Annotated in this window: 24 protein-coding genes; 6 read left to right on the top strand and 18 right to left on the bottom strand. The window is 69.5% G+C overall.

The window, feature by feature from the left end; genetic code table 11:
- Positions 1–2: 2 nt before the first annotated feature.
- Entirely contained in the window at positions 3–1,184 is a 1,182-nt protein-coding gene (locus tag DJ017_RS06510; RefSeq protein ID WP_111527947.1) for an amidohydrolase family protein, read from the bottom strand.
- Positions 1,185–1,266: 82 nt separating this feature from the next.
- On the opposite strand from DJ017_RS06510, the gene DJ017_RS06505 reads away from it, so the two are divergent.
- Complete coding sequence (locus tag DJ017_RS06505) at positions 1,267–1,794, top strand: DNA-3-methyladenine glycosylase (protein WP_264371484.1); 528 nt, start codon at positions 1,267–1,269, stop codon at positions 1,792–1,794.
- Here the strand turns inward: DJ017_RS06505 and DJ017_RS06500 are convergent.
- Positions 1,791–2,273, bottom strand: a complete 483-nt coding sequence (locus DJ017_RS06500) for a peroxiredoxin (RefSeq protein WP_111527945.1) — start codon at positions 2,271–2,273, stop codon at positions 1,791–1,793. The two genes, DJ017_RS06505 and DJ017_RS06500, sit on opposite strands and share 4 nt — an antisense overlap.
- A 117-nt stretch (positions 2,274–2,390) precedes the next feature.
- Here DJ017_RS06500 and DJ017_RS06495 point away from each other — a divergent pair, with 117 nt between their 5' ends.
- Positions 2,391–2,954, top strand: a complete 564-nt coding sequence (locus DJ017_RS06495; RefSeq protein WP_111527944.1) for a YqgE/AlgH family protein — start codon at positions 2,391–2,393, stop codon at positions 2,952–2,954.
- Positions 2,955–2,961: 7 nt separating this feature from the next.
- Here DJ017_RS06495 and DJ017_RS06490 read toward each other — a convergent pair whose 3' ends face one another.
- The 13 genes from DJ017_RS06490 to coxB all read right to left on the bottom strand — a co-directional run bounded on the left by DJ017_RS06490 (position 2,962) and on the right by coxB (position 14,890).
- The gene (locus tag DJ017_RS06490; protein ID WP_111527943.1) at positions 2,962–4,626 is read right to left on the bottom strand and encodes a putative bifunctional diguanylate cyclase/phosphodiesterase; all 1,665 of its coding nucleotides are present in this window, start codon (positions 4,624–4,626) and stop codon (positions 2,962–2,964) included.
- 48 nt (positions 4,627–4,674) lie between these two features.
- Positions 4,675–5,286, bottom strand: coding sequence for a GNAT family N-acetyltransferase (locus DJ017_RS06485; RefSeq protein WP_111527942.1), 612 nt, complete (start codon positions 5,284–5,286; stop codon positions 4,675–4,677).
- Between the two features lie 38 nt (positions 5,287–5,324).
- Positions 5,325–6,620 carry a M16 family metallopeptidase gene (locus DJ017_RS06480; protein WP_227000048.1) on the bottom strand — a complete coding sequence of 432 codons (1,296 nt, stop codon included), beginning with the start codon at positions 6,618–6,620 and terminating at the stop codon, positions 5,325–5,327.
- Positions 6,595–7,986, bottom strand: a complete 1,392-nt coding sequence (gene thrC, locus DJ017_RS06475) for a threonine synthase (RefSeq protein ID WP_111527941.1) — start codon at positions 7,984–7,986, stop codon at positions 6,595–6,597. Before thrC ends, DJ017_RS06480 begins: the two co-directional genes overlap by 26 nt.
- Positions 7,986–8,720: an SURF1 family protein gene (locus DJ017_RS06470; protein WP_111527940.1), complete on the bottom strand. Its 735-nt coding sequence runs from the start codon at positions 8,718–8,720 to the stop codon at positions 7,986–7,988. The genes thrC and DJ017_RS06470 overlap by 1 nt, the downstream gene beginning before the upstream one ends.
- Complete coding sequence (locus DJ017_RS06465) at positions 8,713–9,069, bottom strand: DUF983 domain-containing protein (protein WP_111527939.1); 357 nt, start codon at positions 9,067–9,069, stop codon at positions 8,713–8,715. Before DJ017_RS06465 ends, DJ017_RS06470 begins: the two co-directional genes overlap by 8 nt.
- A 4-nt stretch (positions 9,070–9,073) precedes the next feature.
- Positions 9,074–9,946 carry a cytochrome c oxidase subunit 3 gene (locus tag DJ017_RS06460; protein ID WP_111527938.1) on the bottom strand — a complete coding sequence of 291 codons (873 nt, stop codon included), beginning with the start codon at positions 9,944–9,946 and terminating at the stop codon, positions 9,074–9,076.
- A gap of 192 nt (positions 9,947–10,138) precedes the next feature.
- A complete protein-coding gene (locus DJ017_RS06455) occupies positions 10,139–10,348 on the bottom strand; it encodes a hypothetical protein (protein WP_111527937.1) in 210 nt (69 codons plus the stop codon).
- A 77-nt stretch (positions 10,349–10,425) separates the two neighbouring features.
- Positions 10,426–11,013, bottom strand: coding sequence for a cytochrome c oxidase assembly protein (locus DJ017_RS06450; protein WP_111527936.1), 588 nt, complete (start codon positions 11,011–11,013; stop codon positions 10,426–10,428).
- Complete coding sequence (locus tag DJ017_RS20260) at positions 10,994–11,155, bottom strand: hypothetical protein (protein ID WP_165830543.1); 162 nt, start codon at positions 11,153–11,155, stop codon at positions 10,994–10,996. Before DJ017_RS20260 ends, DJ017_RS06450 begins: the two co-directional genes overlap by 20 nt.
- Positions 11,152–12,126, bottom strand: coding sequence for a heme o synthase (cyoE, locus tag DJ017_RS06445; protein WP_111527935.1), 975 nt, complete (start codon positions 12,124–12,126; stop codon positions 11,152–11,154). Before cyoE ends, DJ017_RS20260 begins: the two co-directional genes overlap by 4 nt.
- 80 nt (positions 12,127–12,206) lie before the next feature.
- Entirely contained in the window at positions 12,207–13,862 is a 1,656-nt protein-coding gene (ctaD, locus tag DJ017_RS06440) for a cytochrome c oxidase subunit I (RefSeq protein ID WP_111527934.1), read from the bottom strand.
- A 20-nt stretch (positions 13,863–13,882) separates the two neighbouring features.
- Entirely contained in the window at positions 13,883–14,890 is a 1,008-nt protein-coding gene (gene coxB / locus DJ017_RS06435) for a cytochrome c oxidase subunit II (protein ID WP_111527933.1), read from the bottom strand.
- A gap of 315 nt (positions 14,891–15,205) precedes the next feature.
- Here coxB and tldD point away from each other — a divergent pair, with 315 nt between their 5' ends.
- Both tldD and DJ017_RS06425 read left to right on the top strand, forming a co-directional pair.
- Entirely contained in the window at positions 15,206–16,636 is a 1,431-nt protein-coding gene (gene tldD / locus DJ017_RS06430; protein WP_111527932.1) for a metalloprotease TldD, read from the top strand.
- A gap of 135 nt (positions 16,637–16,771) precedes the next feature.
- Positions 16,772–18,826 (top strand): TonB-dependent receptor plug domain-containing protein, encoded by a 2,055-nt coding sequence (locus tag DJ017_RS06425; protein WP_111527931.1) that lies wholly within the window; start codon positions 16,772–16,774, stop codon positions 18,824–18,826.
- 10 nt (positions 18,827–18,836) lie between these two features.
- Here the strand turns inward: DJ017_RS06425 and DJ017_RS06420 are convergent, their stop codons facing one another.
- Positions 18,837–20,693, bottom strand: coding sequence for a peptide MFS transporter (locus tag DJ017_RS06420; protein ID WP_111527930.1), 1,857 nt, complete (start codon positions 20,691–20,693; stop codon positions 18,837–18,839).
- Between the two features lie 191 nt (positions 20,694–20,884).
- Here DJ017_RS06420 and DJ017_RS06415 point away from each other — a divergent pair, with 191 nt between their 5' ends.
- Both DJ017_RS06415 and DJ017_RS06410 read left to right on the top strand, forming a co-directional pair.
- Positions 20,885–21,385, top strand: coding sequence for a DUF427 domain-containing protein (locus DJ017_RS06415; RefSeq protein ID WP_111527929.1), 501 nt, complete (start codon positions 20,885–20,887; stop codon positions 21,383–21,385).
- Between the two features lie 59 nt (positions 21,386–21,444).
- Entirely contained in the window at positions 21,445–23,235 is a 1,791-nt protein-coding gene (locus DJ017_RS06410) for an aspartyl protease family protein (protein WP_227000047.1), read from the top strand.
- Here DJ017_RS06410 and DJ017_RS06405 read toward each other — a convergent pair.
- Positions 23,211–23,594 (bottom strand): GFA family protein, encoded by a 384-nt coding sequence (locus tag DJ017_RS06405; protein WP_111527927.1) that lies wholly within the window; start codon positions 23,592–23,594, stop codon positions 23,211–23,213. The genes DJ017_RS06410 and DJ017_RS06405 overlap by 25 nt on opposite strands.
- Positions 23,594–24,949: a glutamate--cysteine ligase gene (locus DJ017_RS06400; protein ID WP_111527926.1), complete on the bottom strand. Its 1,356-nt coding sequence runs from the start codon at positions 24,947–24,949 to the stop codon at positions 23,594–23,596. The genes DJ017_RS06405 and DJ017_RS06400 overlap by 1 nt, the downstream gene beginning before the upstream one ends.
- Positions 24,950–24,966: the final 17 nt, after the last annotated feature.

Genomic DNA, 24,966 nt, shown 5'->3' with positions numbered 1-24,966 from the left:
CCTCAGGCGGCCGCGAGGCTCGGCAGGTCGTGCAGGGCCGGATCGAGCCCGCGGCCCATCATGTCGATGAAGTTGTCGCGATAGAACCTGCGCTTCACCGCCTCCGAGCAGCCCTCGAGGCTGTCGTTGAATCGCTTCAGCGGATTGCGGCCGCCCTCCACGTGCGGGAAGTCGGAGGAGAACAGGATCATCTCCTCGCCGGAGTTCTCGATGATCCAGCGCACGTCCTCATGCGGATAGGGCGTCACCCGCAGCTGGCGGCGCAGGATCTCGCTGGGCTTGCCCGAGAGCTTCTGCAGGCGCTCTTCCTTGGCGAAGGCCGCGACGCCGGAATCGAGAAACTTCATCAGGCTGGGGAGCCAGGACGCGCCCAGCTCGATGGCGCCGAACTTCAGGTTCGGGAAGCGGTCGAAGACCCCGTCGATCACCAGGGCGGAGAGCGTCTGCCACACCGACACCGGGATGGTCATGAAGGTGAGCGAGGTGAAGTTCTCGTCGCCGCCATGGAAGTCCTTCACCTTCGGCAGGCCGTTCTCCAGATAGTCGGGGTGCATCTTCTCCTCGCCGCCGACGTGGAAGAGGATCGGCACGCCGGCCTCCTGCGCCACGGCCCAGAGCCCGTCGAGCTCGACGTGGCTGGGCGAGAAACCCGGCGGATGTCGCGAGGGCACGATCAGGCCCTTGGCGCCGAGCTTCAGCGCCTCGCGGGCGATCTCCGGCGCCCGGGCGCGGTCGACCAGCGGCACATACCCCGTGGCCAGCAGCCGGCGGTCCACCGAGCAGAACTCGGTCATCATGCGGTTGTGGGCGCGCGCTGCTTCGACGGCGAGTTCCACCTCACCCATCTGCTCGAGCCCGAAGTTCGAGAGGCAGGCGGTGGTGAAGACGAGCTGGCTGGCGAAGCCGAGATAATCGAGCGTCTTCGGGCGGTCCGACGCCTTGAAGGCGCCCAGCGCCTCGTAGTTCTTGCGCAGCAGGATGTTGGCTTCGGCCCCGGCCAGGAACTCCGAGTCCTCCATCTTGGCCGCGGCGTTGGCGAACCATTCGGGCAGCACGTCCTTGCGCCCGGTCTTGGCGACGAAGTCGTCGCGGTGCTTGGGATCGATGTAGCGGTTGATCGTCCCCGGCAGCTCCATGATGTGGCTGTCGGCGTCGTGAATGGTTTGGCCCTCGACGTACGGCATGGCACATCCTCCCGTTATGGTTGGGTCCATTTCACGCCCCGGTACGGAGCAGGGTCAAGCCTCGGTTTTCGCCCTGCATCCCGTGGACGCGGCGCGGGCGCTGATCGGCTGGACGCTGCTGGTCGACGGCGTCGGCGGCGTGATCGTCGAGACCGAGGCCTATCACCACGAGGATCCGGCCTCGCACAGCTTCTCGGGACCGACGCCCCGCAATGCGGTGGTGTTCGGCCCGGTCGGCCGGGCCTACGTCTACCGCTCCTACGGCATCCACTGGTGCCTGAACGTGGTCTGCGGCGCCGATCCCGGCAGCGCCGTGCTGATCCGCGCCATCGAGCCGACCCTCGGACTCGAGCTGATGCGCGAGCGGCGCGGCGTCGAAGATCCGCGCCAGCTCTGCTCCGGCCCGGGCAAGCTGTGCCAGGCGCTGGCGGTGACCCGCGCGCACGACGGCCTGTCACTGGAGGAGGCGCCCTTCGCGCTGGCGCCGCGCGCATCCGACCCGCCGATCGTGGCCGGCCCGCGGATCGGCATCAGCCGCGCCGCGGACCTGCCCTGGCGCTTCGGAGTGGCCGGCTCGAGATTCCTCAGCCGACCCTTCTCGAAGGCCTAGAGCTGGGCCATCAGGTACTCGGCTGAGGACACCTTGAATTCGCCCGGCGCCTCGACGTTGAGCTCCTTCACCACGCCGTCTTCGACGATCATCGAGTAGCGCTGCGAGCGCAGGCCCATGCCGAACTTGGAAGCGTCGAAGTCCAGGCCCACGGCCTTGGTGAACTCGGCGCCGCCGTCGGCCAGCATGACGATGTCCTCGCCGACCGCCTGGTCTTCGCCCCAAGCGCGCATGACGAAGGCGTCGTTCACCGAGAGGCAGGCGATCACGTCGACGCCCTTGCCCTTGATGTCCTGCGACAGCTGCTTGAAGCCCGGCAGGTGCTTGGCCGAGCAGGTCGGCGTGAACGCGCCCGGCAGGGCGAAAAGGGCCACCTTGCGGCCCTTGAAGAACTCCTCGCTCGACACCGGCTTGGGCCCTTCGGCCGTGGCCTGGGTCAGCGTCACGTTCGGCAGCTTGTCGCCAACTTTGATGGTCATGGCCGCATCCTCTCCCTTTGCGAAGCTTCGCAGATAAGGGCCCCGGCGGCGGGCGCAACCGCAGGCGCGCCAAAACGGCCCTTGAATACGCCATCATCCCCGCCAAATTGGGCGACGATGCAAGGCGGTTTCTTCTCCGGCCAGCTGCTGATCGCCATGCCGGGCATCTCCGATCCCCGGTTCGAGCGGGCGCTGATCCTCGTCTGCGCCCACGACGGGCAGCATGCGATGGGCGTTGCGGTCAATCGGCCGGTGGAGGGACTGACGCTTCCCGACCTGCTGACCCGGCTCGACATCAAGACCAGCATCGTCCTGCCGCCCGACCTTGTGCTCATCGGCGGGCCGGTGGAGCGCGAGCGCGGCTTCGTCGTCCATACCGACGACTACATGACCGATCACAGCCTCGAAATCGGCGCGGGCCTGGGCCTCACCGCCACCCGCGAAGTTCTCGAGGCGATCGCCCAGCACAAGCAGCAGCCGCGCCGCGCCTTCCTGGCCCTGGGCTACGCCGGCTGGGGCGGCGGCCAGCTGGAAGACGAGATCAAGGAAAACGTCTGGCTCACCTGCGAGCCCGACGAGGCCCTGGTCTTCGACGCCGACTACGAGACCAAGTGGAGCCGGGCCCTGGCCAAGATCGGGGTCGATCCGGACCGCCTGAGCAGTATCGCCGGCCGCGCCTGACGCGGCCCTAGCCGCGGCTGCCCCGCGCCTTCACCGGCGCCGCGCCGTCCACATAGCTTTCGTTGAGATAGACCTCGGCCTCCTGGGCCGACAGCGCCGGCGCATAGCCGAAGCCCTGGCCGTAGTCGCAGCCGAGCGCCAGCAGCTGGCGGGCCATGCCGGCGTTCTCCACGCCTTCCGCCACGACTTCCAGCGACAGGTCCTGGCCGAGCTTCACCACCGAGGAGACGATCTTCGCCGACCCGGTGTTGGTGGCCATGGTGCGCACGAAGTAGCGGTCGATCTTCAGGGTGTCGAACGGCAGGCGCGTCAGGTAGCTCAGGGACGAGAAGCCGGTGCCGAAGTCGTCGAGCGCCAGGCCCGCGCCCGCGGCGCGCAGATCCTCCAGGATCACCGCCGCGCGGTCGGGGTCGCGCATCACGTCGCTCTCGGTGACCTCGAGCTTCAGAGCGCCCGGCGGCAGGCCGGTCTCCTGGCGGATCCGGGCGACGTCGGCCACCAGGTCGGGCCGGTCGATCTCGCCGGTGGAGAGGTTCACCGCCACGCTCAGCTCGCCCGCCGCGCGGTGACGCAGCCGCCACTGCGAAAGCTGGCGGGCGGCCTCGCGCATCATCATCGCGCCCAGCTCGCGCATCAGGCCCATCTCGTCGAGCAGGGGCAGGAACTGTTCGGGCGTGAGCAGGCCGCGTCGCGGATGGCGCCACCGGACCAGGGCCTCGAAGCCCGACAGGGCGCCCGTCGAAAGCCGGACGATCGGCTGGTAGTAGGGCGCGAGCTCGCCGCGGGCCATGGCGCCGCGCAGATCGCCTTCCAGGGCGAGGCGCGAGAGGCCGTCGGTCTCCAGCGTCCGCCCGTAGGCCGCCGCCCCGCCGCGGCCGTGGCTCTTGGCCGACTCCACCGCCAGCTCCGCCCGGCGCAGCAGCTCGGCGGCTTCCGGCGCGTCGAGGCCGCCGCTGGCCTCCACCGCGCCGATCGAGAGGGTCGGATGGATGTCAAAGCCGGCCACGCGGAGGGGCTGCTCCAGGGCGCGTCGCAGGGCGTCCGGCCCCGGCGAGACCTCCACCGGTGCGAGCGCCGCGAATTCGTCCTCGCCGATCCGGCCGAGCAGCGCTCCGGCCGGGAAGGCGGCGGCGAGGCGGGAGCCCAGGGCCGCCAGCACGAGATCGGCGCGCTCGTGGCCGAGGGCCTCGTTGAGTCGGCGAAGCCGGTCGAGGTCGGCGACGATCAGCTCGTGGCGGCCCGCCGCCTGCAGCCGCTCGCGCGCGCCGGCGAGGAAGCCGCCGCGGTCAAGCAGGCCCGTCAGGCCGTCCTGGTCGGAGGCGGCGAAACGCGATTCCAGCGCCACGACGCCGGCGGCGCGGCAACCGTCCTCCAGCCACACTCCCCGCCAGATGCAGACGCCGCCCGCCCGCATGCGCAGCCGCACGGCCACCTCTGCGCCCGGTTCGCGGATGCGCAGGATGTCCTCGGCGAAGGCGCGGTCCTGCGGCAGGGACAGGGCGCGGAGCGCGGCGGAAGAACAGTCGGGGCTGAGCGGGCCAAGGCCGAGAGCGCGGGTGGCGCCGGTCAGGCGCAGGCGATCGTTCTCCGGCTCCCACAGCCAGAGCGCCACATCGGCGGCGCCGAGCGCCTCCAGCGTGGTCGTCGCATCCCACATCCAGCCGGTCGGCATCGTTGAAGGGTCGCCTGAATCCGAAGCGCTAGGTCCCGGAGGCGCCGATCAGACGGACACCCCCTCGTCCGGCCCCTCGAGCCCCTGGATCGGGGACACCAGGCCGAACAGCACATGGTCTCGCCAGGCGCCGTTAATTTTCAGATAAGCCTTGGCCTGCCCCTCCTCGGCGAAGCCCGCCTTCAGCAGCAGGGTCCGCGAGGGCTCGTTCTCCGGAATGCAGGCCGCTTCCAGGCGGTGGAGGCCGAGGGTGCGGAAAGCGAAGTCGCTCATCGACCGCACGGCCGCCAGCGTGAGGCCCTGGCGGGTGAAGGGCTGGCCGCACCAGTAGCCGATGGTGCCCATCTGGGCGACGCCACGGCGGACGTTGGACAGCGTGATCCCGCCGGTCAGCGCCTCGTCATGGGCGCGCAGCACGAAAAAGGCATAGGCCGCGCCGAGCTCGCGATCGCGCGCGTAGGCCGCCAGACGCCGGCGGAACGCCGCCCGGGTCAGGTCGTCGGCCGGCCAGGTCGGCTCCCACGGTTGCAGGAAGGATCGCGAGGCCGCGCGCAGCTCGCGCCAGGCGAGGTAGTCCGACGCCCGCGGCGGACGCAGCACGACGCCGTGGCCTTCGACGCGAAGGCTGCTTTCGGGGGCGATCCAATCGAGCAGCGCCATGCGGCGAGCCTCGCGGAATTCGCGGGCGCGTCAAGGCTTTAGCCGAATAGCGCCCGCTGGAAGCCCTCGGCCGCGCCGAGCGCCGCCTTGGGGCCCAGCACGGCCACCGCGGCGCGGCCCGGCTGCAGCATGGCCTCGGTGAGGCGAACGAGGTCGGCCGAGGTCACCGCGTCGATCTCGGCGGCCACTTCCTCCGGCTCCAGCGTACGGTCGAACAGCAGGGCCTGGGCCGCCGCCTGTTCGGCGCGCGACAGGGCCGATTCCCGGGCCATGAACATCGCGCCCTTGAGCTGCGCCTTGGCCCGGGCGAGCTCCGCCCCGCCGACCGCCGCGGTCATGCCGGCGATCTCGTCCGCCGTCACCTTGGCGAGCTCGGCCGCATCGGAGGCCGCGCAGCCGGCGAAGACGCCGAGCACGCCGGTGTCGGAATAGGTCTCGGCGTAGGCGTCGATGGCGTAGGCGAGGCCGCGCTTCTCCCGCGCCTCCTGGAACAGGCGCGAGGCCATGCCGCCGCCGAGGATCTCGGCCAGCAGGCGCAGGGCGAAGTAGTCGGGATGGCGCGCGCCCACGGTCGGCAGCAGCATCACGAGGTTGGCCTGCTCCAGCTTCTTGGAGACCGGCCGCAGGCCGCCGCTGAACGCCGCCGGCTCGGATGTGGCGAGCGCCGCGCCGCCGCGCATCTGGCCGAAGTCCCGCTCCACCAGCTCGAGCAGCTGGGCTTCATCCACCGCGCCGGCGGCGCTGACCACCAGGGTCTCCGGCGCATAGAGCGCCGCGCGCCATTCGCCCAGGGTCTGCGGGCTCGCGTCGCGGATCGAGGCGGTGGTGCCGAGGATCGAGCGCCCCAGGGCGTGGCCGTCGAAGGCGGCCTCCTGCGCCAGCTCGAAGACGAGGTCGTCGGGCGTATCGGCCGCCTCGGCGATCTCCTGGCCGACCACCTGCTTCTCCCGACGCAGATCCTCGGCGGCGAGGGTCGGCCGCTGCACCAGATCGGCGATCACCCCGACGCCGAGGTCGAGGCCGTGCGCCAGGGCCCGCACCTGGTAGCTGGTCCGCTCATAGCCCGTGGCGGCGTTGATCTGACCGCCCTCGGCCTCGATGGCCTCGACGATGTCCTTGGCCGAGCGCTCGCCCGCGCCCTTGAACACCATGTGCTCAAGAAGGTGCGACCAGCCGGAGCGGTCCTTCGGTTCGAAGCGCGCGCCGCGGCCGGCGACGACCGAAAGCGCCACGGTCTGCAGGCCCGGCATGGGATCGCAGATCACGCGCACGCCATCGCCGAGCCGATGGATCGGCAGGCCCTTGGGCTCAGGCTTCTGCGAAGGCGCGGACATAGGCCTTGATGGCGGTGGCCTCGGCCGGCAGGGCGTCGAAGCGCTCGGGCCGGGCCGCCAGGTTGGCGGCGCCGCGCGGCAGCTCGGGCGCGAGGCCTGCGGCCTCCGTCACGTCCTCCGGGAACTTGGCCGGGTGGGCGGTCGAGAGCACGATCACCGGATCGGGCGTGCCCGCCACCTTGCCGAGGCCCGCGACCGCGACCGCGGTGTGCGGATCGATCAGTTCGCCGGTCTCATTGAGCGTCGACAGGATCGTGCGGCGGATCTCGTCCTCGCTCACCGACACCCCGCGGAACAGCTCGCGCATGTAGGCCAGCGCCTGCGGCGGCACGTCGATGGCCCCGGCGCTGCCGAAGGCCTGGAAGGCGCGCGTCGTCTCCACCGCGTCGCGGCGGGCGGCTTCGAAATAGAGGCGTTCGAAGTTGGAGGCGGCCTGGATGTCCATGGCGGGCGAGATGGTCGGCTGCACCTGGCCGCGGGCGTAGCGGCCCTCCTCGAACGCACGGGCCAGGATATCGTTGGCGTTGGTCGCCGCGATGATCCGCTGGATCGGCAGGCCCATGCGGTGCGCCACGTAGCCTGCGAAGGCGTCGCCGAAGTTGCCCGACGGGACGCAGAAGCTCACCGCCCGGTCCGGCGCGCCCACGGCAACCGCCGTGGTGAAGTAATAGACCGCCTGGGCCGCGATGCGGGCGAAATTGATCGAGTTCACGCCCGAAAGGTCCACCGCCTGGCGCAGCGCCTGGTCGGCGAAGATGTCCTTCACGATCGCCTGGCAGTCGTCGAAGGTCCCGGCGACGGCGACGCAGCCGACGTTCGCCTCTTCCGCCGTGGTCATGAACCGGCGCTGGACCTCGGAGATGCGCCCCTGCGGGAAGAGCGCGACGACCTTGACGTTCTTGCGGCCGCGGAAGGCCTCCACCGCCGCACCGCCGGTGTCGCCGGAGGTCGCGCAGAGGATGGTCTGGACCCGGCCCTCCTGACCCAGCAGGTGGTCGTAAAGACGCGCCAGGATCTGCATGGCGACGTCCTTGAAGGCGAGGCTCGGACCGTGGAAGAGCTCGGCGATGAACGCGCCGGGCGCGACCTGGACCAGCGGAACCACGGCGGCGTGGTTGAAGGTCGCGTAGGCCTCGCGGCACATCTCCAGCAGCACGTCGCGCGGGATCTCGTCGCCGGCGAAGGCGCCGATCACCGCGGCCGCCACCTCGTGGTAGGGCCGTCCCAGGAAGCCGCGGATCTCGTCGGCCGAGAACTGCGGCCAGGCCTCGGGCACATAGAGGCCGCCGTCGGGAGCCAGGCCGGCCAGCACCGCGTCGGCGAAGCCCACCGCGGGCGATCCGCCCCGCGTGGAGATGTAGCGCATCAGGCCCTCGTCCTTCGGAAAAGCACGGCGGCATAGACGCCGAGCAGGGCCGCGGCAAGGCCGAACCAGGTGAGCGCGTACTCGAGGTGCCGGTTGGGGATCTCCCCCGGCAGCGGCGCCGGGACCAGGACCGGCAGCTCGGGATTGGTCGGGGTCTCGGCGGACAGGAACACGGGCGCGGGCTGCGCCGCCTTCAGCGCCGCGGCCATGGCGGCGACGTCGCGGGTGAACCAGTGGCCGGGCTGGTTGGCCGGGGCCATGAAGTTCGGCTTGTCCGGCCGGCGCAGCACGCCGGTCAGCCGCACCGGGGCGCTCGCGGCGGCGTCCACCTTCGGCCGCGCAGCCGCGGTGTCGGGGATGAAGCCGCGATCGACCAGCACCGTGCGATAGCGGGCGCTTTCGACGGGACAGGCGGAGATCAGGCGCACCCCGGCCTGGCCGTCGCGCAGACCGTCGAGTTCGAGGAACGGCGCGGTCGCCAGGCCCGGGCACACCGCGGTCACCCGCGTGAAGTCGACGTCGCGGCCCTCGCCGAGGGCGCCCATCACCGGACCGATGTCGACCGCCTTCGCCGACTGCAGGGCGGCGATGTGGGCCAGGAGGCCCTCTTTCCACTTGAGGCGCTGCAGCTGCCACACGCCGAGGCCGACGAGGATCGCCAGGCAGATCGCCACGGCGATGGTCAGGCCGACCGGAAACGCGGCGCGGCCGGCGCCGCCGCGCGCCTCAGTCATGGCGCGCTTCGGAGGCCTTGTTCATGAATTGCGCCGCCAACATCAGCCCCTTCATCGGCCGAAGGAGGACGAGGCACAGGATGAGGGTGGCGGGCAGCCAGAGGATCAGGTGGACCCAGACGGGCGGATGGACGGCGATCTCGGTGATGAGGGCCGCGAAGGCCACCACGAAGCCGGCGATCAGGATCACGAACACCGCCGGGCCGTCGCCGGAATCGGCCTTGGCCAGGTCGTACCCGCAGGCCTCGCACCTGGGCGAGACCCGCAGGAACCCTTCGAACAGCCGACCCTCACCGCAGTTGGGGCACCGTCCCAGGGCCCCTGCCACGAGTGCGTTCGGCTTGTTCATCGCATCAGCCGGCGTGGGTGCCGAAGATCACGTAGATGAAGGCGAACAGGAACAGCCACACCACGTCGACGAAGTGCCAGTACCAGGCGGCGGCTTCGAAGCCGAAGTGCTGCTTGGGGGTGAAACCGCCCATCAGCAGGCGGATCAGGCAGACCGTCAGGAAGATGGTGCCGACGAGCACGTGGAAGCCGTGGAAGCCGGTGGCCATGAAGAAGGACGAGCCGTAGAGGCCGGCGTTGGCCGCTTCCGTCGAGAAGAAGTACTTGTGCTCGATGATGTGGCTGTACTCGTAGGCCTGGATCGAGGTGAACATCACGCCGAGCAGGATGGTCAGCAGGAGGCCGATCTTGGCGCCCTTGCGGTCGCCGCTCTGCAGCGCGTGGTGCGACCAGGTCACCGTGGTGCCCGAGAGCAGCAGGGTCAGGGTGTTGACCAGCGGCAGGTTCCAGGCCGGGACCGTCTCGACGCCGTGCGGCGGCCAGGTGGCCCAGGCGGTCCGCACTTCCTCGATGGACGACAGCGTCCGGTGGCCGTGGAACAGGGCCATCTCGAAGAATATCCAGAACCAGGCGACGAAGAACATCACCTCGGAGGCGATGAACAGGATCATGCCGTAGCGCAGGCCGATCGAGACCACCGGGGTGTGGTCGCCCGCGTTGGCTTCCTTCACCACGTCGCGCCACCAGCCGAACATGGTGTAGAGCACGCCCGCCAGCCCCGCGAAGAACACCCAGGGCGTATGCGCCGGAAGGCCGAACAGACCCTTCATCCAGGTCACGCCGCCCAGAGCCATCACCGTCGCCGCGATCGAGCCGGTCAGCGGCCAGGGGCTCGGGTTCACCAGGTGGTAGTCGTGCTTCACGTCGCCGTGGGCCATCGCGGTCCTAACCCCTCACATTTCCCCCCGCGCGAATGAGAGTCGCGCGCAGTCGAGCCGACGCTATAGCCTTGAGCCGCGTCATCCGCCAAGGGGAAACGCGGCCGATTCGAAGGGGTCGGCAGGTGATTCTCGCCCTGTCCTCGCGGCATTCGCGAGTTCACCCAACGGCGCCCCGCTGTGCGCCCCGGCTCAGTGCGACTTCGCCCCGGCCTCGGGCGCGCGGGACGGCGGCGGCGCCCAGGTGCGGACCCAGCGCGCGCCCTCCCACAACTGCTTGACCCGGTGGTCGCCGAGGTGCTCGGCGGCGGCTTCGGCGACCAGGTCATCGCCGGCTCGGAATTCGAAGCGACGGGTCACCCGACCTTGCGGATCGAGAACGACGAGGCGGTAGAGCGGCATGCGGAACCTCCGCCGGCCACTCAGCCCCCGCACGCGCCCGCGCGCCTTGATCTGGCGCAGCGCTGCAGGCGCTGCCGTCAGCGCGCCGTTTCGGGCGGCGCCTTGGCGTCGGTCGCGGGGAAGAAGGTGTAGGACAACGTCACTTCCTTCTGGCCCTTGGTCTCGAAGTCCGAGGCGTACTTCGGATCGACGAAATAGAGCACCGGCATCTCCACCGTCTGGCCGGCCCCGATCGTCTGGTCGGAGAAGCAGAAGCATTGGAGCTTGCGGAAGTAGGCGCCGGCCTGTTCGGGCACCACGTTGAACACCGCCCGGCCGGTCACCGGATGGTCGGCGTGGTTGGTGACCTTGAAGAAGGCGAGCTTGGTCTCGCCGAGCTTCACCGGCTGGGCGACCTGCTCGGCCTCGAAGTCCCAGGGCAAGCCGTTGGTGTTGGCGTCGAAGCGAACGGTGATGGTGTGGTCGACGACGGCCGTGGGGGCCGCCTTGGCGCGGGTGACCGTGCCGTCGTAGCCGGTCGCCTGGCAGAACGCCTTGTAGGCCGGCACCGCGGCGTAGGCGGCGCCGATCATTCCGAAGAAGGTGACGGCGCAGATGATCCCGAGCTTACGGTTTCGCCGCTGCTCAGCCGTCAGCGGCGGACGATCAGAACCGGTTCCCGACATTGCCCCCGAGCCTCACGATGGTGACCACGAAGATGAGGATCACGAACAGAACCAAGCCCAAGGCCAAGGCGATATTGCGGCCGCGGCGGGCCTTCGCTTCGGCCCCGGATTCGGGCTGATCCGGACGGGCGGGGTCGCTCATAGGGAAAGGAGCTCCAGCGGCTTGGCGCCCATGAGGTGCTCCGCCAGCAGGGTGGCGAAGATCAGGGCGAGATAGAGGATCGAGAAGGCGAACAGGTTGCGCGCGTCCTTGGCGCCGGCGCGCACGTCGTAGAGCCCGTCGGTGTTGCGCTGGCCGCCCGCCTCGCCAGCGTGGCTGCGGAAGAGCCGCCAGGCGAGCAGGATGAACACCAGGCCGCCCAGACCCGAGACGGCCAGGTAGGCCGCGCCGCCGAGGCCGGTGAACGCCGGCGCGATGCAGATCGGGATCACCAGCAGGGAGTACATCAGGATCTGGCGGCGGGTGGAGGCCGCGCCGGCCACCACCGGCATCATCGGAACGCCCGCCTTGGCGTAGTCCTCGGAGGTGTAGAGCGACAGCGCCCAGAAGTGCGGCGGGGTCCAGAAGAAGATGATCGCGCAGAGCAGCCAGGCGTTGAGCGGCGCGGAGCCGGTCGCCGCCGCCCAGCCGATCACCGGCGGCAGCGCGCCGGCGAGCCCGCCGATGACGATGTTCTGCGCCGTCGAGCGCTTCAGCCACATCGTGTAGATCACGGCGTAGAAGAGGATGGTGAAGGCCAGGAGGCCGGCGGCGAACCAGTTCAGCGCCATGCCCATCAGCATCACCGAGAAGAGCGACAGCACGACGCCGAGGGCCAGAGCGTCGGCGCCCTGGACACGGCCGGCCGGAACCGGGCGTCCGCGGGTGCGCCGCATCTTCGCGTCGATGTCGGCGTCGTACCACATGTTGAGCGCGCCGGAGGCTCCGGCGCCCACCGCGATGCAGAGGATCGCCACGGCCGCCAGCACCGGGTGCACCGGCCGGTCCGCGCAGACCAGGCCCGTCAGGGCGGTGAACACGACGAGCGACATGACCCGCGGCTTCAGCAGCTGGACGTAGTCCTGCCACCTCGACGGGGCGCGGGAAGGGGAATGGGCCGTGGCCATGGCCATGAAACTATACTCTCGAATGGACGAGGGGCGCGCCTCGAGTTTCGAAGCGCGCCCCCTTAGCCCTTTGACGCGGTCGCCGGCTAGTGGATGTCCGGCTTCACCACGGGCAGTTCGTTGAACTGGTGGAACGGCGGCGGCGAGGACAGGGTCCACTCCAGCGTCGTCGCGCCCTCGCCCCACGGATTGGCCTCGGCCTTGCGGCGGAAGACCATGGCGTCGAGCAGGACCACCAGGAAGATGCCGACGCCCACCAGGGTCACGACGTAGCCCAGCGAGGACACCTCGTTCCACTTGGTGAAGGCCTCGGGGTAGTCGATGTAGCGGCGCGGCATGCCCTGCAGACCCAGGAAGTGCTGCGGGAAGAAGATCAGGTTCACGCCGATGAAGGTGACCCAGAAGTGGAGGGCGCCGAGCCACTCGCGGTACTTCACGCCCCACATCTTCTCGAACCAGTAGTAGAAGCCGGCGAAGATCGCGAACACCGCGCCGAGGCTCAGCACGTAGTGGAAGTGCGCCACCACGTAGTAGGTGTCGTGGAAGCTGTAGTCGATGCCGGCGTTGGCGAGGACCACGCCGGTCACGCCGCCGACGGTGAACAGGAAGATGAAGCCGATCGCCCAGAGCATGGGCGTCTTGAAGTCGATCGACCCGCCCCACATCGTCGCGATCCACGAGAAGATCTTCACGCCCGTGGGCACCGCGATGACCATGGTGGCCGCCACGAAGTAGGCCCGCAGGTTGATGTTCATCCCCACGGTGTACATGTGGTGGGCCCACACCACGAACCCGATGAAGCCGATCGCCACCATGGCGTAGGCCATGGCCAGGTAACCGAACACCGGCTTGCGCGAGAAGGTCGACACGATGTGGCTGATGATGCCGAAGCCCGGCAGGATCAGGATGTAGACCTCGGGGTGGCCGAAGAACCAGAACAGGTGCTGGTACATGACGGGGTCGCCGCCACCGGCCGGGTCGAAGAAGTGGGTGTGGAAGTTGCGGTCGGTGAGCAGCATGGTGATCGCACCGGCGAGAACCGGCAGCGAGAGCAGCAGCAGGAACACCGTCACCAGGATCGCCCAGACGAAGAGCGGCATGCGGTGCAGGGTCATGCCCGGCGCGCGCATGTTGAAGATCGTGGTGATGAAGTTGATGGCGCCGAGGATCGAGCTGGCGCCCGCCAGGTGCACCGAAAGGATGGCGCAGTCGAACGCCGGTCCGGTGTGGCCGGTGGTCGACAGCGGCGGATACATCGTCCACCCGCCGCCGAAGCCGCGGCCGGGGCCGCCGTCGACGAACATCGAGGTGAGCAGCATCACCCAGGCCGCGACGAGCAGCCAGAAGGAGATGTTGTTCATCCGCGGGAAGGCCATGTCCGGCGCGCCGATCATGAGCGGCACGAACCAGTTGCCGAAGCCGCCGATCATCGCCGGCATGACCATGAAGAAGATCATCACCAGCGCGTGGCCGGTGACCACCACGTTATAGCCGTGCTTGGACGGCTCGATGAGGCCCAGCTGGGCGATCAGGCTGTGCGGCTGGAAGACCTGGATGCCCGGAGCGGCGAGCTCCCAGCGGATCAGGCCGGACAGGGCGCCGCCCACCAACCCCGCCATGATGGCGAAGAGGATGTAGAGGGTGCCGATGTCCTTGTGGTTGGTCGAGAAGAGCCAGCGCGTCAGGAACGGCGGCTTGTGCTCGTGGCTGTCGTGATCGTGGGCGGCGGCTGAAGTTGCCATCTTACGCTAGGTCCCCGGGATCAGTGCGCGGCCGGCGCCTGGGGCGCGGCCGTGGTGTTGGTGGCGGACGTCGGAGAAGGCGTCGCACCGGCAGGCGCGGCGGGGTTCTCCGGAGCGGTCGCGGCGGCGGGCTGGCCCGCAGCGGCGGCCGAAGGCGCGGCCGCGCCGGTCCCCTGGACCTCGGCCGAAACCTGGGTCGGGGTCGGAGCGGCCATCGTGCCGTGCTTCGAGGCGACCCAGGCCGCGAACTCGGCGTCGCTCACCGCGTGGACTTCGATCGGCATGAAGGCGTGGTCGACGCCGCAGAGCTCGCGGCACGAACCGTAGTAGACGCCCGGCTTCTCGATCTTGAACCAGGTCTCGTTCACGCGGCCGGGGATGGCGTCGATGATCACGCCGAACGCGGGCACCGCGAAGGCGTGGATGACGTCGGCGCCGGTGACCAGCACCCGCACGGTCTTGCCGACCGGCACGACCAGCGGCTCGGTCGCCGCGAGGCGGTAGGGCACGCCCTTCGCCTTGGCCTTGTCCTCCGGCAGGACGTTGGACACGAACTCCGAGATCTTCTGGTCCGGATACTCGTAGCCCCAGTACCACTGGTAGCCGGTCGCCTTCACCGTGAGGTCGGGCTTGGGCATGTCGTGGTAGGCGAAGAGGAGCTTGAACGAGAAGATCGCGATGAACACCAGGATGAGGACCGGGACCAGGGTCCAGACCACCTCGATCGCGGTGTTGTGGCTCCACTTCGCGGGGACCGGATTGGCCCGCTTGTTGAACTTCACCATCACGTAGATCAGCAGGCCCAGCACGAACAGCGTGATGGCCGTGATGATCGGCAGCAGGATGGCGTTGTGGAAGAAGATGGCGTCATGCTTGAGCGGCGTGACACCCGGTTGCAGGTCGATCGCGCCAGGCGTCGGTTGACCCATCAAATCTTCGGCGAAGGCGCTGGCGCCCCAGAATGCCGACATTGCGCCCGCGGCGAGCCCCATCGCCAGCGATCGCATCCCCTGAAACCCTGACTTCATGTCCCCTCGGTCTGGCTGGCCGGAGTGCGAGTTGGTCGCAACCCCGACGACAGAGGGCGCGCATGCGCGGCCGCGCGTGCCCGGCCCCTTCGACCGGGGTGCATACGCGCATCATTATCGATTGCCAAGGCGCTTCCCGTGCGGCGCCTGACGCTTATTTGATCAGCGTCATTGCATTCCGCTGTCGGTCTCCCATGGAATCCGATGGGAATACCCGCGTTCGTTGTGCCGGCGCCCCGAACGGGCCTGCGCGATTCGACCGGGAGCGGGCCAACAGCGGGTGACGCGGGCGGGCGCTCTTCCTATCTTGTGGGCATGAACGCGCACGCCTCCGCCCCCTCCATCCTGCAGTCCGCCGGCGTCGATCCGGAACGCGCCCGCGAGGTCCTGTCCGACGCCCTGGCGGGCGCGGACGATGGCGAGCTCTTCGTCGAACGGTCGGAGAGCGAATCCTTTCTCTTTGACGACGGGCGGCTGAAGTCGGCGGCCTACGACTCGACGGAAGGCTTCGGCCTTCGGGTGGTGGCGGGCGAGACCGCCGGCTACGCCCACGCGAGCGAGATCTCCGAGGCCGCCATCCGCCGCGCCGCCGACTCGGCGCGGCTCGCCAAGCGCGGCTATTCGGGAACCGCGGCCGACGGGCCGCGCGCCACCAACGCCAAGCTCTATGGGGAGGACGATCCCCTCGCCTCGCCCGATTTCTCCGACAAGGTCGCCCTGCTGCAGGAGATCGACGCCTGGTGCCGGGCGCGCGACCCGCGCGTGGTGCAGGTCATGGCCTCGCTCGCCGGCGAACGCCGCGAGGTGGAGATCCTGCGCGCCGACGGTCGGCTGATCCGCGACGTGCGCCCGCTCTGCCGGGTGAACGTCCAGATCACCGTCGAGCGTGACGGCCGGCGCGAGAATGGCTTCGCCGGCGCCGGCGGCCGCGCCGGCTTCGAAGCCTGGATCAGCCCCGAGAAGTGGCAGGAGCAGGCCGAGGAGGCACTGCGCCAGGCGCTCGTCAACCTCGACGCCGTCCCCTGCCCGGCCGGCGAGATGGACGTGGTCCTCGGGCCGGGCTGGAATGGCGTGCTGCTGCACGAGGCCGTCGGCCATGGCCTCGAGGGCGACTTCAACCGCAAGGGCACCTCGGCCTTCTCGGGCCGGATCGGCGAGCGCGTGGCCGCGCCCGGCGTCACCGTGTTCGACGACGGCGCGATCGCCGGCTACCGCGGCTCGCTCACCGTCGACGACGAGGGCACGCCCACCGAGCGCACCATCCTCATCGAGGACGGCATCCTGAAGGGCTACATGCACGACCGGATGAGCGCCCGGCTGATGGGCCTCACCGCCACTGGCAACGGCCGGCGCCAGTCCTACGCCCACATGCCGATGCCGCGGATGACCAATACCGGCATGCTCGGCGGCGACACCCCGCGCGAGGAGATGATCCGGTCGACGAAGCGCGGCCTCTACTGCGCCAACTTCGGCGGCGGTCAGGTGGACATCACCAACGGCAAGTTCGTCTTCCAATGCACCGAGGCCTACCTGATCGAGGACGGCAAGGTCACGACGCCGGTGAAGGGCGCGACCCTGATCGGCGACGGCCCTTCGGCGCTGACCCGCGTGACCATGATCGGCGACGACTTCTGCTTCGACCCTGGCGTCGGGGTTTGCGGCAAGTCCGGCCAGAGCGTGCCGGTCGGCGTCGGGCAGCCGTCGCTGAAGATCACCGGCCTGACGGTCGGCGGCACCGCCGTCTGACCAAGGAAAAAGTTCGCCGCGGATCGATGGTCCGCGGCAACCTTTCCGCAAATTAATGCACCTTACGCGCAATTAATTGGCGCGATCGCCATTCGCCGGGCGACCAAGGCCCCGTTTCCTGGGGAGGACCGGTGAATGTTGCTTCTGACTCTGCTCGCCCAAGCCGCGGCCGTGGCCGCGCCGGCCGCCCAGCCGGCGACGCCGCCGCAGGGGGTGGCGAGCTACCCGGCCTCCTACTTCGCGAGTTCCAGCACCAACACCGCCCGCGACATGGTGGAGCGGCTGCCGGACTTCACCCTCGACACCGGCGCCAGCGTCCGCGGCTTCGAGGGCGCGGCCGGCAATGTGCTGATCAACGGCCAGCGGCCGACCTCGAAGACCGACGCCCTGGACGCCATTCTGCAGCGCATCCCGATTGGCAAGGTGGAGCGCATCGATCTGATCCGCGGCGGCGCGCCGGGCATCGACATGCAGGGCAAGACCGTGATCGCCAACGTCATCCTGAAGAAGGATTCCTCGGTGCGCGGCGTCTTCGCCCTCGCCGACCAGCACGTGAACGACGGGCGCAACATGACCGGCGTGCGTCTGGAGGGCTCGGGCGGTCTGGCCGGCGGCCGCAGCTGGGAGGGCTCCGCGCGCTATGGCATGGGCCCTGACGATGGCGTCGGCCCGGGCAGAAACGTCACCCGCTTCGCCGATGGCCGGCCGCCGCAGATCGCCAGCATCCGCAGCAAGGGCACCGACATGCTCTGGCAGTTCGCCGGCGCCTTCGAGACCCCGCTCGCCGGCGGGCGCTTTCGCGTCAACGGCTTCGAGAACCTCGAGAAGTTCAAGGAGCCCGAGCAGGACGACTTCTCCTCGCCCGCCTTCGACCTGCAGGACTTCGACTACAAGCAGGTGACTCACGACACCGAGGCCGGCGCCCGCTACACGCGGCCCTTCGGGGCCTCCACCGACCTCGAGGCCATCGCCCTTCGCACCACGCGCCACCGGACCACCCGCTCGGTGTCGCACGACGCCTTCCCGGCGGTCACCGGCAGTGACCACGACGAGGATTTCTTCAACGACCGCGACTCCAGCGAGCTGATCTTCCGGGGCGTGCTGAAGCACCGCTTCGGCGACAAGCTCTCCCTGGAGGCCGGCGTCGAGAACGCGGACAACAAGCTCGAGAGCAAGACACGCTTCTCGGCCAATGGCGCGCCGGTGCCGCTGCCCGCCGCCAACGTGCAGGTCGAGGAGAAGCGCACCGAGGCCTTCGTGAAGGGCGCCTGGCGGCCGGCCCCCGACTGGACGGTCGACATGGGCCTCCGCTACGAGACCTCCGACATCTCGTCCCAGGGCGACGTGGCGCTCGGCAAGAGCCTGTCCTTCGCCAAGCCGCGGATCACCGTCGCCTGGGCGCCGCAGCCCGCCACCCAGTTCCGGGCCCGTGTCGAGCGCGAGGTCAGCCAGCTCGACTTCAACGACTTCGTCGCCTCCTCCAGCCTGACCAACGCCACCGGCGTCACCACCGGCAACCCCAACCTCAACCCGCAGCAGGCCTGGGTGGTCGAGGGCGAGGTGGAGCAGCGGCTGTGGACCGGTTCGTCGATCGTGCTCGCCGCGCGGCACTACAAGCTGACCGACGTCGTCGACCGGGGCCCGGTGTTCGCACCGAACGGCGCGGTCTTCGACCAGCCGACCAACATCGGCGACGGAACCAAGGACGAGCTGCAGGCCACCGTCACCCTGCGCATGGACGCGCTCGGCTGGAAGGGCGCCCTGATCAAGGGCGACTTCACCAAGCGCTGGAGCGAGGTGACCGATCCGGCGACGCACCAGAAGCGGGAGATCTCCAAGCTCCACCCGGTCGACTGGACGATCAACTTCAGCCAGGACCTGCCGGCGCAGCACGCCAGCGTCGGGTTCGACCTCTACAATCCCTGGCGCGAGACCTCGTATCGGTTCAACTTCGTCGAGACGGTGAAGGTGCAGGGCTACTTCAAGCCCTTCGCCGAGTGGAAGCCGCGGCGCGACATCAGCCTCAGGGTCGAGCTGCCGCTGATCAACCACCCGAAGGACCGGCTGAAGGACCAGATCCTGATCTTCGACGGATCGCGCACGGCCACCGCCCTGCCCTCCGCCATCCAGACCCGGACCTTCACCTTCCCCTACAGCTGGTACATCCGCTTCCGGAAGGAATTCGGCTGAGGCCGAAGCCTCAGGCGTTGCGGTCGGCCCGCACCGCCTGAGGGTTCACCGCCTGGCGCTCGCCGTCCATGACCGGCGCCGTCGGCTCCGGCTGCTGCGGACGGCTGTCGCTCGCGCCGTGGGCCCACTTCTTGAGCACCGGCGAGAGCGCCAGCATCAGGACCCCGGCTCCGATGCCCCAGATGCCGATGGTCTTGAACACCTCGGCGTAGGTGGCCATCGCCTTGGCCGGGTCGAGCACCTGGCCGGCCACCGTCTCGGTGGCGGTCATCTGGGCGATGCGGCCGGCCAGCCACTGGGCGCCGGAGGTGCCGAGGAACCAGGTGGCCATCATCGTCGACACCACCGCGGCGGGCGCGAGCTTGGTCATCTGCGAGAGGCCGACCGGCGACAGGCACAGCTCGCCCGTGGTCTGCATCAGATAGGCGACCGCCAGGAAGATCAGCGGCGTCCTGAAGTCCGGCCCGGCGAACTGCATGCCGAAGATGATCACGAAGAAGCTAGCGCCGACGAACAGCAGGCCGAGCGAGAACTTGGCCACCGGGTTGGGGTCGCGGCCCTGCGCGCCGAGCCAGGCCCAGAGGGCGGCGAACACCGGCGCGAAGATCAGGATGCCGCTCGCCTGGAAGACCTGGGTCTGGGCCGGCGTCATGGACTGGCCGAAGCCGATGCGAAGATCGGTGGCGCGCTCGGCGAACTGGTTGAGCGAGGAGCCGCCCTGTTCGTAGAGAGCCCAGAACACCACCGAGGCGAGGATCAGCGACAGGGCGAGCAGCATGCGCTGGCGCTCCTCCTTGCCGCAGCTCGTGGCCATGAACCAGCCGAGGTAGCCGAGCACCGCGATGGCGCCGGCCGCCAGGATCCAGCCGACCAGCTCGTAGCGCTGGACGACGAACCAGATCACGGCGACGCCGGCGATGCCCGCGAGGTAGATCACCCACTCGAGGCTGAGCGGACCGGCGACCTTGGCCTTGAGGCGCTCGGGGTTCGGCGGCTCGGCCTTGCCCTCGAGCAGCGGCTTGCCGAAGACGAAGACCAGGTAGCCGAGCAGCATTCCGAGGCCGGCCGCGCCGAAGCCCGCCCACCAGCCGATCTTCTCGCCCAGCCAGCCGCAGGCGATGGCCGCCCAGAACGAGCCGAGGTTGATGCCGAAGTAGTAGAGGGTGAAGCCCGGGTCGCGGCGCGGGTCGCCCTGCGGATAGAGCTGGCCGACGATCGAGGAGATGTTCGCCTTCAGGAAGCCGACGCCCATGATGATCATGGCCAGGGCCAGGTAGAGGACGTTGGTGTAGATCGGCGCCGCCTGGCGGACGCTGAGCTCGTAGGAGCCCTTGGGCAGGACGGCGGGCAGCGGCGCGTTCGCCGGCAGGCCCTTGATGGCCAGGCCGCCGTCGCCGGTGGGCGCGTAGGCGTAGGTCTGGTCGCCGACCTTCAGCTTAACGTCACGGGACTCGGCGCGGCCGGTGACCTGGAACTCGTACTGGGCCTGGTTGTAGGTCAGGATCTGGGTCGCGGGCGGCCCCTCGAAGGCCATGGTGAAGTGGCCGGCGACCAGCAGCAGGGCGCCGAAGGCGACGGCCTTGCGGGTGCCAAGGAAGCGGTCGGCCAGGAAGCCGCCGATCAGCGGCGTCAGATAGACGAGGGAGGTGTAGGCGCCGTAGCCGCCCTGGGCGGACTTGTCGTCCATCAGCAGGTGCTGGGTCAGGTAGAAGATCAGGAGGCCGCGCATCCCGTAGTAGGAGAAGCGCTCCCACATCTCGGCGAAGAACAGAATGACCAGGCCGCGCGGGTGGCGCCTGAGCTGCAGCATGACCGGTACGACCGTCGCCACGGAGACGACGAGGCCGGCGAGAAAGACGATGTCCATAGGGGGATCCGGATCCTGGGCTTTCGGCGGCGCGTGTTGTTTAAGGTTCGATCCGCGCTCGGTCGGTCGATTTGCGGGGAGAAGATCACGCGATCTTGCGCGCGGCAAGCAAGGTCCTGCCCCACTGGAGCCCTCCCGCCGGAGCCCCCATGTGACCTGACGCGTTCATTGGGCGAGAGAAGGAGCTCCGCATGCTGAAGCCCGGCCCCGACCATCCGATCACCCTGACGCCCGCGAGCCAGCGCTGGCGCGCCTACTACGCCGGCCACGTGATCGCCGACACCGACGACGCCCTGATCCTGCAGGAGGCCAACCTGCCGCCGGTGGTCTATTTCCCGCGGGAGGACGTGGGCATGGAGTACATGGCCCGCACCGACCGCTCGACGCACTGCCCCTACAAGGGCGACGCCGCGTACTACACGCTCAACATGGACGGCCAGATCGCCGAGAACGCGGTCTGGACCTACGAGCACCCGCACCCCGGCATGGACGCCATCGAGGGGCGGCTCGCCTTCTACACCGACCGGGTCGAGGTCTATCCCGTCGACGACGAGACCCTGAATCACAAGCGCCACCCCGACGACGTCGACCAGGTGGTCCAGCACACCGACGCCGGCGACGGCCACTCCCAGCGCGAGCACTGGGCGCCGACCACCGAGACGCCGGACCACCCGGACGGCGGGCTGCGCTGACAGCCCTTCACCTCAAGCGAGCTTCGCCATAAGCTTCCACCATGGGTGGAAAAGCATGGATGGCGGGGCTCACCGCCGCGATGACGATCAGCGGTGTGGCGACAGCCGCGCCGCCGGCGAAGTGTGGCCTGGCCAAGGTCGCCGAGCTGCCGGTGACGATGCGGGGGCGCGGCCCCCTGGTCCACGTCAAGATCGACGGGCAGGACACGGCCCTGACGGCGGACAGCGGCGCCTTCTTCAGCATGCTGACACCCGGGGCGGCGCAGCGGCTCGGGCTTTCGACCCACCCGCTGCCCGCGGGGATGGAGGTCCGGGGCGCGGGCCGTACAATCAACGCCTCCGTGGCGACCGCGAAGACCATGGAGATCAGCGGCTCCACCCTGCGCCACGTGGACTTCCTGGTCGGGGGCCAGCCGCTCGCCACGGAGACGGACGGGCTGCTGGGCCAGAACATCCTCGGCGTGCTCGACGTCGAATATGACCTCGCCAACGGCGTGATCCGGCTGATGAAGGCGGAAGGCGACTGCCGGACCGCGTCCCTGGCCTACTGGTCCAAGGACATGCCGCTCGGCATGATGACCATCGAACCCCAGTCGCCGCTCGAACCGGCGCTGCGCGGACGGGCGAGCATCAACGACAAGTCGATCGAGGTGAGTTTCGACACCGGCGCGGCCGTCACCCTGATCAAGGAGCCGGCGGCTCGCCGGCTCGGCCTGGCGACCAAGGACGCGCCGTTCAAATCCGGCGGCGTGATCAGCGGCATCGGCGGCGGCATGGACGATTCCTGGATCGCGACGATCGGCTCGTTCGAGATCGGCGGCGAGCAGGTGAAGAACACCCAGATGACCGTGACCCGGCTGACGGGCGTCGGCTCCGACCTGATCATCGGCGCCGACTTCTTCCTGTCCCACAGGGTGCTGGTCGCGAGGTCGCAGCATCGGCTCTACTTCACCTACAACGGCGGGCCGGTCTTCCGACTGGAGCGGCCGGCGGCGCAGCAGGTCGCGGCGGCCGACGGCGCGGCCGAGGAGACGCTGGCGGACGCGGCCACCTACGACCGGCGCGGCGCCGCATTCCTGGCGCGGCGGGAAGCGAGGCGGGCGATCGCCGACTTCAGCAAGGCCGTGGAGCTGGAGCCGAAGAACCCCGAGCACCTCGTCAATCGCGCCTATGCCTATCTCGGCGCCGGCCAGCCGCTGCTGGCGATGTCCGACTTCGACCAGGCGCTGGCGCTGAAGCCCGACGACCTGCGGGCGCTCGAAGGCCGCGGCGGCCTCTATCTCGCGAGCCATGAGTTGACGCGGGCCAAGGCCGATTTCTCGGTGGCCCTCAGCCACGCCCCGCCCGACTCCATGCTGCCGATCGAGGTCGCCGGCGCCTATGCTCAGGCCGGCGACTTCACTCAGTCGATGACCATGTACGATGCCTGGATCGCCGCCCACGGCCACGACGAGCGGCTCGCCCGGGCGCTCAACGGGCGCTGCTGGGCCCGCGCCCTGTCGGGCCGCGACCTGCAACTCGCCCTCGACGACTGCGACGCGGCCCTGCGGCGGGCCACCGTCGCCGGCTTCCTGGACAGCCGCGGCCTCGTCCACCTGCGGATGGGCCACTGGGACAAGGCCATCGCCGACTACGACGCGGCGCTGAAGCTGCGTCCGGACCTGTCCTGGTCGCTCTATGGCCGGGGCCTGGCCAAGCTCGCCAAGGGCGCGACCGCCGACGGGCAGGCCGACATCAAGGCCGCCCTCGCCATCAGTCCGAACATCGCCAAGGAGGCCGGACGGTATGGCGTGACGCCGGTCGCCTCGGCGGAGCCGGCCGCCGCTCAAACCGCCGGCGGGCCGGGGTAGCGGGGATCGGCGACGGTCATACCGATGCCCTCGGTGGCGCGGACCGGGAGGGCGGCCATGTCGACGCCCTCCAGGCAGAAGACGTTGACGCCGAAATGGTCGGGGGCGGCGCGCTTGCGGTGAAAGACATAGATGCCGCAGCGGCTGCAGAAGTAGTGCTTGGCCCTACCGGTGTTCCATTCGTAGAGACTGAGCGCCGCCTCGCCCTCGGTGACGGCGAGCTGGTCCTCGTGGACCTTGGCCATCAGGGCGTTCTTCTTCACGCACAGGGTGCAGTCGCAGGTGGTCAGCTCGGTGAGCTCGGCGTCCACGACGAAGCGCACCGTCAGGCAGTGGCAGGCCCCCGCGTAGCGCGGCATCAGTAGGCAAAGGCCTCGAACACCTTGGAGGCGTCGCCGGCCCAGGGCCCGTTGTAGAGCTCGAGCAGGCGCTCGGCCGGGGTGATCCCGCTGGCGGCGATCTCGTCGAGCTCGCCGAGGTAGCCGCTCTCGTCCACCAAGCCGCCGGAGAGGCGGTTGCGGCGCTTCAGCCCCTCGCGGGCGATGGCCAGCATGTCCTTGGCGACGTCCTGCACGGTGCGGCCGGCGATTTCGGCCTTGAGGCCCACGCGGGCGACGTCGGCGCGCAGGCGCTCGTGGTCGGCGATGTCCCAGCCCTTGCAGAGGTCCCAGGCCGCGGCCAGCGCCGCCTCGTCGTAGAGCACGCCCATCCACAGCGCCGGCAGGGCGCACAGGCGGCTCCACGGGCCGGAGTCGGCGCCGCGCATCTCGAGGTACTGCTTGAGGCGCACCTCCGGGAACAGGGTGGTGGTGTGGTCGGCCCAGTCCTTGATCGTCGGCTTGACGCCCGGCAGCTCGGGCAGCTCGCCCTTCATGAAGTCGCGGAACGAGCGGCCGGCCACGTCGATGTACTTGCCGTCGCGCTTGACGAAGTACATCGGCACGTCGAGCGCGTAGTTGGCGTAGGTCTCGAAGCCGAAGCCGTCCTGGAAGACGAAGTCGAGCATGCCGGTGCGGTCGGCGTCGGTGTCGGTCCAGACGTTGGCGCGAGCCGAGACGAAGCCGGTCGGCTTGCCCTCCTTGAAGGGCGAGTTGGCGAAGAGGGCGGTGGCGATCGGCTGCAGCGCCAGGGAGGCGCGGAACTTGGCCACCATGTCGGCCTCGGAGCCGAAGTCGAGATTGGCCTGCACGGTGCAGGTGCGGAACATCATGTCGAGGCCCATGGAGCCGACCTTCGGCATGTACTCGCGCATGATCTTGTAGCGGCCCTTGGGCATCACCGGGATCTCGTCCCGGCGCCAGACGGGCGTGAAGCCGAGGCCGAGGAAGCCGAGGCCGAGCTCGTCGGCGACGACCTTCACCTCCTGGAGGTGGCCGCCGGTCTCCTCGCAGATCTCGTGGATGGTCTCGAGCGGGGCCCCCGAAAGCTCGAACTGGCCGCCCGGCTCGAGCGACACATTGGCCATGCCGCGCTCCAGGGCGATGACGTTGTCGCCCTCGTAGACCGGCTTCCAGCCATAGCGGGTCAGGCCGTCGAGCAGGGCCTTGATGCCGTTCGGCTCGTAGGGAACGGGGGCGTGGCTGCCCAGCCGGAAGACAAACTTCTCGTGCTCGGCGCCCACGCGCCAGTCGGACTTCGGCTTGGCCCCGGATTCCATCCAGCGGACCAGGTCCTCGAACACGAGCGGACGATCGTCGCAGGCGACCTCGGCCATACACTTCCTCCCAGCCC

It is taken from the genome of Phenylobacterium soli, assembly GCF_003254475.1.
Classification (GTDB): domain Bacteria; phylum Pseudomonadota; class Alphaproteobacteria; order Caulobacterales; family Caulobacteraceae; genus Phenylobacterium; species Phenylobacterium soli.
Note: the sequence above shows the minus strand (reverse complement) of the source record. Positions and strands in the feature narration are given on the sequence as shown.

Excerpts from the sequence above, each read along its gene's own strand:
- DJ017_RS06405 (WP_111527927.1), bottom strand. The coding sequence starts at position 23,594 with ATGCCGCGCTACGCGGGGGCCTGCCACTGCCTGACGGTGCGCTTCGTC.
- DJ017_RS06425 (WP_111527931.1), top strand. The coding sequence starts at position 16,772 with ATGTTGCTTCTGACTCTGCTCGCCCAAGCCGCGGCCGTGGCCGCGCCG.
- DJ017_RS06500 (WP_111527945.1), bottom strand. The coding sequence starts at position 2,273 with ATGACCATCAAAGTTGGCGACAAGCTGCCGAACGTGACGCTGACCCAG.
- DJ017_RS06470 (WP_111527940.1), bottom strand. The coding sequence starts at position 8,720 with ATGACTGAGGCGCGCGGCGGCGCCGGCCGCGCCGCGTTTCCGGTCGGC.
- DJ017_RS20260 (WP_165830543.1), bottom strand. The coding sequence starts at position 11,155 with ATGAGCGACCCCGCCCGTCCGGATCAGCCCGAATCCGGGGCCGAAGCG.
- cyoE (WP_111527935.1), bottom strand. The coding sequence starts at position 12,126 with ATGGCCATGGCCACGGCCCATTCCCCTTCCCGCGCCCCGTCGAGGTGG.
- DJ017_RS06480 (WP_227000048.1), bottom strand. The coding sequence starts at position 6,620 with ATGTCCGCGCCTTCGCAGAAGCCTGAGCCCAAGGGCCTGCCGATCCAT.
- DJ017_RS06400 (WP_111527926.1), bottom strand. The coding sequence starts at position 24,949 with ATGGCCGAGGTCGCCTGCGACGATCGTCCGCTCGTGTTCGAGGACCTG.
- DJ017_RS06465 (WP_111527939.1), bottom strand. The coding sequence starts at position 9,069 with ATGAACAAGCCGAACGCACTCGTGGCAGGGGCCCTGGGACGGTGCCCC.
- DJ017_RS06450 (WP_111527936.1), bottom strand. The coding sequence starts at position 11,013 with ATGTCGGGAACCGGTTCTGATCGTCCGCCGCTGACGGCTGAGCAGCGG.
- DJ017_RS06455 (WP_111527937.1), bottom strand. The coding sequence starts at position 10,348 with ATGCCGCTCTACCGCCTCGTCGTTCTCGATCCGCAAGGTCGGGTGACC.
- thrC (WP_111527941.1), bottom strand. The coding sequence starts at position 7,986 with ATGCGCTACATCTCCACGCGGGGCGGATCGCCCGCGGTGGGCTTCGCC.
- DJ017_RS06495 (WP_111527944.1), top strand. The coding sequence starts at position 2,391 with ATGCAAGGCGGTTTCTTCTCCGGCCAGCTGCTGATCGCCATGCCGGGC.
- DJ017_RS06410 (WP_227000047.1), top strand. The coding sequence starts at position 21,445 with ATGGCGGGGCTCACCGCCGCGATGACGATCAGCGGTGTGGCGACAGCC.
- DJ017_RS06485 (WP_111527942.1), bottom strand. The coding sequence starts at position 5,286 with ATGGCGCTGCTCGATTGGATCGCCCCCGAAAGCAGCCTTCGCGTCGAA.
- coxB (WP_111527933.1), bottom strand. The coding sequence starts at position 14,890 with ATGAAGTCAGGGTTTCAGGGGATGCGATCGCTGGCGATGGGGCTCGCC.
- DJ017_RS06415 (WP_111527929.1), top strand. The coding sequence starts at position 20,885 with ATGCTGAAGCCCGGCCCCGACCATCCGATCACCCTGACGCCCGCGAGC.
- DJ017_RS06420 (WP_111527930.1), bottom strand. The coding sequence starts at position 20,693 with ATGGACATCGTCTTTCTCGCCGGCCTCGTCGTCTCCGTGGCGACGGTC.
- tldD (WP_111527932.1), top strand. The coding sequence starts at position 15,206 with ATGAACGCGCACGCCTCCGCCCCCTCCATCCTGCAGTCCGCCGGCGTC.
- DJ017_RS06490 (WP_111527943.1), bottom strand. The coding sequence starts at position 4,626 with ATGCCGACCGGCTGGATGTGGGATGCGACGACCACGCTGGAGGCGCTC.
- DJ017_RS06510 (WP_111527947.1), bottom strand. The coding sequence starts at position 1,184 with ATGCCGTACGTCGAGGGCCAAACCATTCACGACGCCGACAGCCACATC.
- ctaD (WP_111527934.1), bottom strand. The coding sequence starts at position 13,862 with ATGGCAACTTCAGCCGCCGCCCACGATCACGACAGCCACGAGCACAAG.
- DJ017_RS06460 (WP_111527938.1), bottom strand. The coding sequence starts at position 9,946 with ATGGCCCACGGCGACGTGAAGCACGACTACCACCTGGTGAACCCGAGC.